Consider the following 10,688-nt stretch of genomic DNA (forward strand, 5'->3'; position numbering starts at 1 on the left):
AACTCTTGATCGGAATGAATGACTGGAGTGCGCGGATGGTGTTTTCCAACCCGATGAAACGACTGGATGGCGGTCAGCTTCCGCTCGTCGTCCTCAACGACACCACGCTGCGGGACGGCGAACAGGCGCCGGGCGTCGCGTTCACCACCGCGGAAAAAGTCTCGATTGCGCGCGCATTGGCCTCGGCCGGCGTTACCGAGATCGAAGCCGGCACGCCCGCCATGGGCCATGACGAGGTGAGCGCGATCCGGGCCATCGTCGAGGCAGACTTGCCTGCGACCGCGATCGGCTGGTGCCGGATGCGGACGTCTGACGTCGATGCAGCGATCGAGGCCGGCGTCTCCATGGTGAATGTATCGATCCCTGCCTCCGACGTGCAGATCGCCGCCAAGCTCGGCGGCGGACGGCCGGCGGCGCTGGAGCAGGTGAGGCGGGTGGTCGGCTACGCCCGCGACAGGGGCCTCGACGTCGCGGTCGGCGGCGAGGATTCCTCGCGCGCCGATGTCGATTTCCTGGTTGAGCTGATCGCCACCGCAAAGGCCGCGGGCGCACGGCGTTTCCGCATTGCGGACACCTTGAGCGTGCTCGATCCTGACGCCGCCTTTGCGTTGCTGGCAGCACTTCGTTCGACCACCGATCTCGAGCTCGAATTTCACGGTCACGACGATCTGGGTCTTGCGACCGCCAACACGCTTGCCGCAATCAAGGCCGGTGCGACCCATGCCTCCGTCACGGTGATCGGTCTCGGTGAACGGGCGGGCAACGCGCCGCTGGAGGAGGTCGCCGTCGCGCTCAGGCAGCTCTACGGCCGCGAGACCGGCGTGGTGCTGTCCGAGCTGGAGCATGTTGCATCCGTGGTCGCGGCCGCGGCCGCGCGCGCCATCCCTCTGAACAAGGCGATCGTCGGCGAGCACGTCTTTACCCACGAATCCGGGATTCACGTCGATGGCCTCTTGAAGGATCAGCGTACCTATCAGGCGCTGGATCCGCGGCTGCTCGGCCGCTCCAACCGCATCGTGATTGGCAAGCATTCAGGGCTCGCGGCGATCACCGCGCTGCTGGCCGAGCTCCAGCTGTCCGTCAGCACGGAGGAAGCCAAGTCCGTTCTCGCCCGCGTCCGCCAGCACGCCGTCGAGCACAAGGGCGCCGTTGCGCGCGAGACGGTGACGGCGATCTGGCGCGAGGTGCGCGAGCGCTCGCTCCTGAATTGCGCGTGAGGGTGCCATGGCCTGTGCCGTCGATATTCCGCTCGCCGAACCGTCCGCTCCCGGACCGGCAAAGCCCTCCCTGCTGAAGTTGATCCGCGAGGACGTCGGCTGCGTGCGCCAGCGCGATCCCGCCGCGCGCGGCCAGATCGAGACGCTCCTGACCTATCCCGGCGTCCATGCCGTCATCTGGTATCGGATCGCGAACCGGCTGTGGACCCGCGGCTGGCGCTTTCCGGCGCGGCTGTTGTCCTGGTTCGGGCGCTTCGCGAGCAATGTCGACATCCACCCCGGCGCGCGCGTCGGCCGGCGTTTCTTCATCGATCACGGCGCCTGCGTCGTCATCGGCGAGACCGCCGAGATCGGCGACGACGTCACGCTTTATCATGGCGTCACCCTCGGCGGTACGTCGTGGTTTCCCGGCAAGCGCCACCCGACGCTGGAAGATCGGGTCGTGGTCGGAGCGGGGGCCAAGATCCTCGGGCCGATCACGGTCGGCGCCGGCTCACGCGTCGGGGCCAACTCGGTGGTGATCGACAGCACGCCACCCGACGTCACCGTGGTCGGCATTCCTGCGCGCGTCGTGCGTCCGCAACTTGGTCATCGCCGCGTCGTCGGGCGGATCGATCTCGACCATCATTTGATGCCGGATCCCGTCGGCGACGCCATCGCCGTGTTGCTCGACCGCGTCGAGTTCCTGGAAGCGCGGCTGAGCCACATGCAGAGGCGCGCCAGGGATGCCGCCGCACCCGCGCCACAGAACCTGATGGAGACCGACAATGGCTGATGGAATCCTGGCGCGACTCAACGAGGCCTCAGCGGCCGAGGAGTTCTTCACGCTGCTTGGCGTCGACTACGATCCGAAAGTCGTCAACGTGGCGCGGCTGCACATCCTCAGGCGCATGGGCCAGTATCTTGCCGGGGAAGATCTTGCCGGCGTGGCAGACGAGACCGTGGCGGAACGGTGCAAGATCGTGCTGGAGCGAGCCTATGCGGACTTCGTCGCATCCTCGCCGATCGACCAGCGCGTGTTCAAGGTCCTGAAGGATGCCGTCGCGCCGCAGCCGAAGCAGACGCCGACATTGGTGCAGATCGGTACGCTGAAGTGAGCCGGTGCTCTGTCGCATTTGCGACGTGTGTCGCAGCAGCGTTGTCGGCCCTACGGCCCGAAGCGGATGCAACCGATACCGTCACTCTACTAAGTTGCTGTGTCCGCATCTGAATTTCGTCGTTTGCGCAGTTGGTACGACACTTGCTGTTCCTGCTCTGAACGAGGTTTTCCGAAGACGAGTCCTGGAGAAGCGCATGCACATCGTCGTCTGCATCAAGCAGGTCCCCGACTCCGCACAGATTCGCGTGCATCCCGTGACCAACACCATCATGCGTCAGGGCGTGCCGACCATCATCAACCCCTACGACCTCTTCGCGCTGGAAGCGGCACTCGAGCTGCGCGATCAGTTCGGCGGCGAGGTCACGGTGCTGACCATGGGTCCGCCGTCGGCCGAGGATTCCTTGCGCAAGGCGCTGACCTTCGGTGCCGACCGCGCGGTGCTGCTGACCGATCGCTTCTTTGCCGGTGCAGATACACTGGCCACCACCTATGCGCTCGCAACCGCGATCCGCAAGATCTCGACCGAGTTCGGCGCGCCCGATCTCGTCTTCACCGGCAAGCAGACCATCGACGGCGATACCGCCCAGGTCGGCCCTGGCATCGCCAAACGGCTTGGGCTGTTGCAGCTCACCTATGTCGCGAAGATCAGCGCGCTGGACCTGCAGGCCCGCACCATCGACGCGGAACGGCGTTCCGAGGGCGGCGTGCAGATCCTGCGCACCAGGCTGCCGTGCCTCGTCACAATGCTTGAGGCGACCAACCAGATCCGCCGCGGTGCGATGGCCGACGCCTTGCGTGCGGCGCGCGCGCCGATCGTGAAATGGAGCGCGCAGGAGGCCGGCGTCGAGGACATCTCGAAATGCGGACTGCGCGGCTCGCCCACCATCGTCAAGCGGGTGTTCGCGCCCGCGGCGCGCAGCGACAAGGCGACGCTGATCGAGGCCGGCGAGCAACCGGCGGAGGCGCTGATCGACGCCATCTTCAAGCGCCAGCCGGCGCTGGAGACCGAGCTCGCCGCGCTGGCGCGCGGCTATTGAGGCGAGGGGAACGAGCAACATGAGCACCGCACCGAAAACCGCCGCACCCGCTGCGGGCCGCGCCGCGACCAAGAAGGAGCTGCCCGAGCACTTCAAGGCCTACAAGCACGTCTGGGTCTTCATCGAGCAGGAGCGTGGCCAGGTTCACCCCGTATCCTGGGAACTGATGGGCGCCGGTCGCAAGCTCGCCGACAAGCTCAAGGTCGATCTCGCCGCGGTCGTGATCGGTCCCGAAGGCGAGGCGACGCAGAGCGCCGCTGCGGAGTCGTTCTGCTACGGCGCCGATCTCGTCTACATGGTCGCCGACAATCTGCTCGCCGACTATCGCAACGAATCCTACACCAAGGCGCTGACCGACGTCGTCAATACCTATAAACCCGAGATCCTGCTGCTTGGCGCCACCACGCTTGGCCGCGACCTCGCGGGTTCGGTGGCAACGACGCTGCTCACGGGGCTGACCGCGGACTGCACCGAGCTCGACGTCGATGCCGACGGCTCGCTCGCCGCGACGCGCCCGACCTTCGGCGGCTCGCTGCTCTGCACGATCTACACGCTGAACTACCGGCCGCAGATGGCGACGGTGCGTCCGCGCGTGATGCCGATGCCGGATCGCGTCGTGCGTCCCCTCGGTCGCATCGTCAGCCACCCGCTCGGCCTCGTCGAGGACGACATCGTGACGAAGGTGCTGTCGTTCCTGCCCGATCGCGATTCCGCCAAGTCCAATCTCGCCTATGCCGACGTCGTCGTCGCCGGCGGCCTGGGGCTGGGGTCACCGGAGAATTTTCAGCTGGTGCGCCAGCTCGCCACGGTGCTGGGGGCCGAATATGGCTGCTCGCGGCCGCTGGTGCAGAAGGGCTGGGTCACATCCGACCGGCAGATCGGCCAGACCGGCAAGACCATCCGGCCGAAGCTCTATATCGCCGCCGGCATTTCCGGCGCGATCCAGCACCGCGTCGGCGTCGAAGGCGCCGACCTGATCGTCGCCATCAACACCGACAGGAACGCGCCGATCTTCGAGTTCGCGCATATGGGCATCGTCACCGACGCCATCAGGTTGCTTCCGGCCTTGACCGCGGCGTTCCGGGCCCGGCTGTCGCCGCATTCGCGCGACCGGATCGCCAGCTGAGACAGGAGTACGCCATGATCGAGGAGAAGTTCGATGCGATCGTCGTCGGCGCCGGCATGGCCGGCAATGCCGCGGCACTCACACTCGCCCAGCGCGGGCTGAAGGTGCTTCAGCTCGAGCGCGGCGAGTATTCCGGCTCGAAGAACGTGCAGGGCGCGATCCTCTATGCCGACATGCTGGAGAAGCTGATCCCCGATTTCCGCGAGGATGCGCCGCTGGAGCGACATCTGGTCGAGCAGCGCTTCTGGATGATGGACGACCGCTCGCACACCGGCCTGCACTACCGCTCCGATGATTTCAACGAGGAGAGGCCGAACCGCTACACCATCATCCGCGCGCAGTTCGACAAATGGTTCTCGCAGAAGGTTCGCGAGGCCGGCGCCACCGTGCTGTGCGAGACGACGGTGACTGAGCTCGCGCAGGACGCCTATGGCAAGGTGATCGGCGTTCGCACCGACCGCGCCGATGGCGAGATCCATGCCGATGTCGTCGTGTTGGCCGAGGGCGTCAATGGCCTGCTCGGCACCCGCGCCGGCCTGCGCGAACGGCCCAAGCCCGACAAGGTCGCGCTCGCCGTCAAGGAGATGCATTTCCTGCCGCGCGAGACCATCGAGGCCCGCTTCAATCTCAGGGGCGACGAAGGCATGGTGATCGAGGCCGCCGGCACCATCTCCCGCGGCATGACCGGCATGGGCTTCATCTACGCCAACAAGGAATGCATCTCGCTCGGCATCGGCTGCCTCGTCGCCGATTTCCAGCGAACCGGCGAGACGCCGTACGGGCTCCTAGACCGCTTCAAGCGGCATCCTTCGGTCGCCCCGCTGATCGAAGGCTCAGAGGTGAAGGAATATGCCGCGCACCTCATTCCCGAGGGCGGCTTCAAGGCGATCCCGCAGCTCTATGGCGAGGGCTGGGTCGTGGTCGGCGACGCTGCCCAGCTCAACAATGCGATCCACCGCGAGGGCTCGAATCTCGCAATGACCTCGGGCCGGATCGCAGCGGAGGCGATCTTCCAGGTCAAGTCACGCAAGGATCCGATGACGGCGGAGAACCTGTCGCTCTACAAGACGATGCTGGATCAGTCCTTCGTCATCAAGGACCTGAAGAAGTACAAGGACATGCCTGCGCTGATGCACACCCAGTCGCAGAATTTTTTCCTGACCTATCCGGAGCTCGTCTCGAAGGCGATGCAGAACTTCCTGCGCGTCGACGGTACGCCGAAGGTCGAGAAGGAAAAGACGACGTTCAAATCGTTCATCAAGGCGCGGTCGTGGAGCGGGCTGTTTGGCGACGCCTTCCGCCTCGCGCGCGCCTGGCGGTAACGTCAAGGAAACGCAACACTGGCGATGGAGGACCTAGGCCATGTCGATCGAGCCATCTGTACGTGTCGAGGACAAGCTGTTCTACAACCGTTATCTGGTCGACGCCGGCCGGGCCCACATCAAGGTGCGCCCGCACACCACGCCGTCGCCGGAACTCCTGACGATGCTGAAGGCCTGCCCGGCGCGCTGCTACGAGCTCAATGACAAAGGCCAGGTCGAGATCACAGTCGACGGCTGCATCGAATGCGGGACATGTCGTGTGATCTGCGAGGGTAGCGGCGACATCGAGTGGAGCTATCCGCGCGGCGGTTACGGCGTGCTGTTCAAGTTCGGCTGATCCATGAAGCTCAGTGCACGCAACATTCTTCCAGGAAGAGTCATCGCCGTCACCAAGGGCACGACGACGGCCCATGTGAAGATCGAGCTCGCGCCGGGCCTGGTGGTGTTTTCCGCGATCACCAACGAGGCCGTGGACGATCTCGCGCTGAAGGTCGGGGATACCGTCTCCGCCGTGATCAAGTCATCCGACGTGATGATCGGCAAGTAGCGCCGCAGGCGCATCGGCGGGCCGGCGCTCTGCGCGGGCCCGCTTTATCCGGGACGACAGGTCCTGCCACCAGCCCTCGATCGCTCCTCGCTCGCACAACAAGCTGGTGCCGATCCCGCCGGTAAAGTCATTCCAGGCGTCCAGGCATTTTTCCGGCACCGCCGTGAGCACGGGGATGCCTGCGCCGATGGCGCAGGCCAGTTCGTCGCGCAGGCCGTCGCCGGCAGCTTCCTGCTTGGAGAATTTGTTGATCACGACGAGATCGACGTCGGCCGCGATCGCGCGGGTGACGGCGACCGCCGCTTCGGCAAGGCCCGCAGCGTCGAGCTTGCACGCCATGGCGCCCGAGCCGAGCGGCTGGCAAATCGAGATCTCCGCGCCGGTCATGAGGTCGACCGCCTGCATGCCGATCTGGCAGTCCGCGCCATCCTTGACGTTGCGCTGGACCACGCCGCCGATCCGCTCGCCCGACCGGACGAGCTCCTGAGCAAAGTCGGCGAGCAGGCCGTCGACGTCGTCCTGCGGACGGTAGAGGATCGCGGCGACGCGGTTCGGGTCGATATCGTGAAAGTCGATCGGCATGGCAGTCATCCTCGTCGGGTTTCCTACGCTCTTCCGTCGTCGCGAGCAATCTCCATGCTGATCGCGGCTCCCGGCCAGCGGTATCGGATGGAGGCTGTGCAGCGGGCCGGAGCCGACGACGCGGCCTTGCTCCATCAGCACCAAGTGATCGGCAAAGCGCTCGATCTCCGCCATGTCGTGGCTGATATAGAGTACCGGCAGAGACAGCGTCTCGTGCAGCTGCTCGAGGAACGGGAAAATCTCGTCCTTGGTCGTGTGGTCGAGCGCGGACAGCGGCTCGTCCATCAGAAGGAGTTTTGGCTGTGACAGCAGGGCACGGCCGATCGCGACGCGCTGACGCTCGCCGCCGGACAGGCGGGAGGGCGAGCGGTCGAGCAGTGCGGCAAGGCCGAGCAGCTCAACGACCTCGCCGAACGCGATCTGCGCACGGGACGTGTTCGGCGCACCGAACAGCAGATTTCGTCGTACCGACAGATGCGGAAACAGGCTGGCCTCCTGGAAGACGTAGCCGATCGGCCGCCGGTGCACGGGCCGAAACGACGAACCGTCCTGCCAGACTTCACCATCCACCGCGCAGAAGCCGTCGGCCATGCGTTGCAGGCCGGCGATACAGCGCGCGACACTGGTCTTGCCGCAACCCGACGGGCCGAAGATTGCAGTGACGCCGGTGGCAGGCAGGCTGAGCTCGGCGTCGAGTGCGAAACTGCCGAGCCTGCCGCGGAAGGCTGCGATGATCCGGCCGGCCTGGGCCATTTTCATGCTGTCGTCCTCGCAGCGCGCTTGTCGACCAGCGTCATGGTCAGGATGACAGCGAAGGCGAAGATCACCATGCTGCCGGCGAGAATGCTCGCCTCGCGCCAGCGCGAGGTCTCGACATAGTCGAAGAGAGCAACCGACAGCACCTTGGTTTGGCCGGGAATGTTGCCGCCGATCATCAGCACGAGGCCGAACTCTCCGACGGTGTGCGCGAAGCCGAGCACCGCACCGGTCAGGAAACCAGGCCGCGCCAGCGGCACGGCAACGGTCCAGAACGTGCGGAGTGGCGAGGCGCGCAGGGTCGCGGCGACCTCGAGCGGCCGTTCGCCCATGGCGGCGAAGGCGTTCCGGATCGGCTGCACCACGAAAGGCATCGAATATACGACCGAACCGATGATCAAGCCCTCGAAAGTGAAGGCGAGCGTGCGCCCGCCCCACAGGCGCGCGATCCATCCGCCCGGCCCGTCGGGGCCGAGAAGGACCAGCAGATAGAAGCCGAGCACGGTGGGCGGCAGCACCAGCGGCAGCGCGATCACGCTCGCGACGATCTCGGTCCACCAACCCTTGGCGTGCGCCAGCCACCAGGCGAGCGGCGTGGCCAGCACCAGCAGGATCGCGGTCGAGATCGCGGCCAGTTCGACCGTCAGCAGAACCGACTGGCGAATCTCCGCCGACCAGATCTCCATGCGCGTCAGCTCTGCACGTCCAGCACGTAGCCGTATCTCTCGATGACGGCGCGCGCCTCGGATCCCCTGAGGAAGCTGATGAACGCGCCGGCGGCCTCGTTGCCGGCGCCCGCCTTCAGCAGGACCGCGTCCTGGCGGATCGGACTATAAAGCGCCTGCGGTACCACCCAGCGCGAACCGGCCTCGCTGCCGGTCAGCTGCGACAGCGCCACGAAACCGACCTCGGCATTCCCCGTCTCGACGAACTGATAGGCCTGGGTGATGGTCGCACCCTCCACCAGCTTCGGCTTCAGGGTGTCATAAAGGTTCAGAGACTTCATGGTTTCCACGGCAGCAAGGCCGTAGGGCGCGGCGGCCGGATTGCAGATCGAGAGTTTTGCAAAGGAGGCGGCCTTGAGCGTCTCCTCGCCCGTCACGACGCCCGGCGACTTGCTCCACAGCACAAGCTTGCCGATCGCGTAGGTGAAGCGACTGCCCGTGACCGCGAGGCCGTCCTCGACGAGCCTCTTCGGCCTTGAATCGTCGGCTGACAGGAACACCTGGAACGGCGCGCCTTGCGTGATCTGGGTATAGAATTGGCCGCTCGCACCGAAGCTCAGCACCGCCTCGTGCCCGGTCTTCTGCTTGAAGAGGGCCGCGATCTCCTTGGCGGCATCGGTGAAGTTGGCGGCCACGGCGACGTTGGTCTGCGCGGCCTGCGCCGATGCGCATACGAGCAGCAATCCTGCGACGACGGTGATCGAGCGAAGCAGCTTCATGATGAACTCCAGCGGCCGGCAATTGCTTCAGCGCAGCCCGATTGCTGCACCGCGCCGGCCGGAAGCATCCCAGCAATCGGCGTGCCGGATATGCGGTCGCAGCTCTGGTGTGCGCCTTGCAGGAATGGTGTCAAAAAAAGGGGGCTTCCCGCCTCTTGCAGCGGCGGGACCGATGATCCGTGTCGGCTTCCCGACAATGCCGTCGGCAAGCCGACACCAATGAAGGGAAGCACGACATGGCAACCGTTGCATCGCGCGCCGAGCTCGAAAGCCTGCTGGAGGACGACGTCCCCTATGGCGATCTCACCACCGAGGCGCTCGGGATCGGGGGTGCCATCGGCGTGATGCAGTTCGCCGCGCGCGCGCCGATGGTGCTGGCGCTCGCCGAGGAGGCCGCCGCGATCATCGCGCTCGCCGGCTGCGAGGTGGAACTGTTCGCCGCATCCGGCGCGGCGCTGGAGCAGGGTGCGCCGATCCTCGAGGCGCGCGGTTCGGCTGCAAGCCTGCTGAGGAGCTGGAAGGTGGCGCAAACCTTGATCGAGATCTGGTCGGGCGTGGCCAGCGAAACGCGCGCCATCGTCGATGCTGCGAGGGCGGTCGCACCTCATATCCCGGTCGCGTGCACCCGCAAGAATGTGCCGGGCACCAAGCGCTTTGCGGTCGCAGCCATCAAGGCGGGTGGCGCCGTGATGCACCGGCTCGGCCTGTCCGAAACTGTGCTGGTGTTTCCCGAGCACCGCGTCTTTCTCGGCGACCTGCCGCTGTTTCAAGCGGTCGAGCGACTGCGCCGGGCGGCGCCGGAGAAGAAGCTAGTGATCGAGGTGAAGACCGCCGATGCCGCACTTGCCGCGGCGGTCGCCGGTTTCGACGTGATCCAGGCCGAGAAGTTTTCGCCGGTCGAGATCGCCGCTCTGGTCAAGCGCATCGCGTCCATGGCCTATACGCGCGCTCGTCCGATCATCGCAGCCGCCGGTGGAGTCAACGCGGCAAACGCTGCGGCCTATGCCGAGGCCGGCGCCGATGTCCTGGTCACGTCGTCGCCGTATCAAGCGAAACCGAAGGATGTCCAGATGCGGATATCGGCCGCCGACGCGCCCATGCTCCGGTTCCGCCATTCCAACGACTCGAAGTCGGGCTCGCCCATGGCCACCGCAGCTCATATGGTGGATGGCTGTTAGGGGCGACCAGATTGCCTATCCCTGACGAAGATTGACTGACACTCTCGCCGTCGCACTGCTTCTCCAATGCATCCAGAAAGCTTGGTTGGGTAGCCGCCTGCTCGCCGCCTCACCAATTGCCGAGTCTGCCCTCGCGGGCCACTCGCACTTCCGCAGAATCGCAGCAGGAATTTCTGTTCGTTCGGTGATCTGTTCCCTCGTTGCGATGCATAGCAGCCAGCGGCGGTATCGCCTGTCGCGACGTGTTTAGCCATGTGCAAATGACCTCGACGCTGTCGCCCATCTCAGGCGCGCGTCGATTCCGAACATGTGCGACATTCGTACAACGTCTTCCACTGCGTGGCTCTGAGGAGCTCGGACGTTCTTGGTGCGCGGTCCAA

Annotated in this window: 12 protein-coding genes and 1 pseudogene; 9 read left to right on the forward strand and 4 right to left on the reverse strand. The window is 65.6% G+C overall.

The genetic code is table 11. The features are described 5' to 3' along the window. Window positions 1-35 precede the first annotated feature (35 nt). The 8 genes from nifV to AX729_RS25470 all read left to right on the forward strand — a co-directional run bounded on the left by nifV (window position 36) and on the right by AX729_RS25470 (window position 6,348). Window positions 36-1,217, forward strand: a complete 1,182-nt coding sequence (gene nifV, locus AX729_RS25435) for a homocitrate synthase (RefSeq protein WP_245325376.1) — start codon at window positions 36-38, stop codon at window positions 1,215-1,217. Window positions 1,218-1,224: 7 nt separating this feature from the next. Further along, window positions 1,225-1,992: a serine O-acetyltransferase gene (gene cysE / locus AX729_RS25440; RefSeq protein ID WP_061026944.1), complete on the forward strand. Its 768-nt coding sequence runs from the start codon at window positions 1,225-1,227 to the stop codon at window positions 1,990-1,992. Continuing rightward, on the forward strand, window positions 1,985-2,314 hold the full coding sequence (gene nifW, locus AX729_RS25445) for a nitrogenase stabilizing/protective protein NifW (RefSeq protein WP_061026945.1): 330 nt from the start codon (window positions 1,985-1,987) through the stop codon (window positions 2,312-2,314). Before cysE ends, nifW begins: the two co-directional genes overlap by 8 nt. A gap of 196 nt (window positions 2,315-2,510) precedes the next feature. Then, the gene (locus tag AX729_RS25450) at window positions 2,511-3,353 is read left to right on the forward strand and encodes an electron transfer flavoprotein subunit beta/FixA family protein (protein ID WP_061026946.1); all 843 of its coding nucleotides are present in this window, start codon (window positions 2,511-2,513) and stop codon (window positions 3,351-3,353) included. Between the two features lie 19 nt (window positions 3,354-3,372). Continuing rightward, window positions 3,373-4,479, forward strand: a complete 1,107-nt coding sequence (locus AX729_RS25455; protein WP_061026947.1) for an electron transfer flavoprotein subunit alpha/FixB family protein — start codon at window positions 3,373-3,375, stop codon at window positions 4,477-4,479. A 14-nt stretch (window positions 4,480-4,493) separates the two neighbouring features. Next, a complete protein-coding gene (locus AX729_RS25460) occupies window positions 4,494-5,801 on the forward strand; it encodes an FAD-dependent oxidoreductase (protein ID WP_061026948.1) in 1,308 nt (435 codons plus the stop codon). Window positions 5,802-5,841: 40 nt separating this feature from the next. Further along, window positions 5,842-6,138: a ferredoxin family protein gene (locus tag AX729_RS25465; RefSeq protein ID WP_061026949.1), complete on the forward strand. Its 297-nt coding sequence runs from the start codon at window positions 5,842-5,844 to the stop codon at window positions 6,136-6,138. Between the two features lie 3 nt (window positions 6,139-6,141). Further along, complete coding sequence (locus AX729_RS25470) at window positions 6,142-6,348, forward strand: TOBE domain-containing protein (RefSeq protein WP_061026950.1); 207 nt, start codon at window positions 6,142-6,144, stop codon at window positions 6,346-6,348. On the opposite strand, the gene AX729_RS40650 is transcribed toward AX729_RS25470, so the two are convergent. From AX729_RS40650 to modA, 4 genes and pseudogenes are all read right to left on the reverse strand, one after another. Beyond that, window positions 6,322-6,939 carry a DUF2478 domain-containing protein gene (locus tag AX729_RS40650; protein WP_349643770.1) on the reverse strand — a complete coding sequence of 206 codons (618 nt, stop codon included), beginning with the start codon at window positions 6,937-6,939 and terminating at the stop codon, window positions 6,322-6,324. The two genes, AX729_RS25470 and AX729_RS40650, sit on opposite strands and share 27 nt — an antisense overlap. Before the next feature lie 51 nt (window positions 6,940-6,990). After that, window positions 6,991-7,683, reverse strand: a pseudogene (gene modC, locus AX729_RS40655) (molybdenum ABC transporter ATP-binding protein); the annotation flags it as partial. 2 nt (window positions 7,684-7,685) lie between these two features. Beyond that, window positions 7,686-8,372 carry a molybdate ABC transporter permease subunit gene (modB, locus tag AX729_RS25480; RefSeq protein ID WP_061026951.1) on the reverse strand — a complete coding sequence of 229 codons (687 nt, stop codon included), beginning with the start codon at window positions 8,370-8,372 and terminating at the stop codon, window positions 7,686-7,688. 5 nt (window positions 8,373-8,377) lie between these two features. Beyond that, window positions 8,378-9,130, reverse strand: a complete 753-nt coding sequence (modA, locus tag AX729_RS25485; protein ID WP_061026952.1) for a molybdate ABC transporter substrate-binding protein — start codon at window positions 9,128-9,130, stop codon at window positions 8,378-8,380. 236 nt (window positions 9,131-9,366) lie between these two features. Between modA and modD the strand changes: the two genes are divergently transcribed. Then, window positions 9,367-10,308 carry a ModD protein gene (modD, locus tag AX729_RS25490; RefSeq protein ID WP_061026953.1) on the forward strand — a complete coding sequence of 314 codons (942 nt, stop codon included), beginning with the start codon at window positions 9,367-9,369 and terminating at the stop codon, window positions 10,306-10,308. Window positions 10,309-10,688: the final 380 nt, after the last annotated feature.

Origin of the sequence: Bradyrhizobium sp. CCH5-F6 (genome assembly GCF_001556045.1) — a bacterium.
Classification (GTDB): Bacteria; Pseudomonadota; Alphaproteobacteria; order Rhizobiales; family Xanthobacteraceae; genus Bradyrhizobium.

Coding starts and splice junctions, on each gene's coding strand:
- nifV (WP_245325376.1), top strand. CDS start 36: ATGGTGTTTTCCAACCCGATGAAACGACTGGATGGCGGTCAGCTTCCG.
- cysE (WP_061026944.1), top strand. CDS start 1,225: ATGGCCTGTGCCGTCGATATTCCGCTCGCCGAACCGTCCGCTCCCGGA.
- nifW (WP_061026945.1), top strand. CDS start 1,985: ATGGCTGATGGAATCCTGGCGCGACTCAACGAGGCCTCAGCGGCCGAG.
- AX729_RS25450 (WP_061026946.1), top strand. CDS start 2,511: ATGCACATCGTCGTCTGCATCAAGCAGGTCCCCGACTCCGCACAGATT.
- AX729_RS25455 (WP_061026947.1), top strand. CDS start 3,373: ATGAGCACCGCACCGAAAACCGCCGCACCCGCTGCGGGCCGCGCCGCG.
- AX729_RS25460 (WP_061026948.1), top strand. CDS start 4,494: ATGATCGAGGAGAAGTTCGATGCGATCGTCGTCGGCGCCGGCATGGCC.
- AX729_RS25465 (WP_061026949.1), top strand. CDS start 5,842: ATGTCGATCGAGCCATCTGTACGTGTCGAGGACAAGCTGTTCTACAAC.
- AX729_RS25470 (WP_061026950.1), top strand. CDS start 6,142: ATGAAGCTCAGTGCACGCAACATTCTTCCAGGAAGAGTCATCGCCGTC.
- AX729_RS40650 (WP_349643770.1), bottom strand. CDS start 6,939: ATGACTGCCATGCCGATCGACTTTCACGATATCGACCCGAACCGCGTC.
- modB (WP_061026951.1), bottom strand. CDS start 8,372: ATGGAGATCTGGTCGGCGGAGATTCGCCAGTCGGTTCTGCTGACGGTC.
- modA (WP_061026952.1), bottom strand. CDS start 9,130: ATGAAGCTGCTTCGCTCGATCACCGTCGTCGCAGGATTGCTGCTCGTA.
- modD (WP_061026953.1), top strand. CDS start 9,367: ATGGCAACCGTTGCATCGCGCGCCGAGCTCGAAAGCCTGCTGGAGGAC.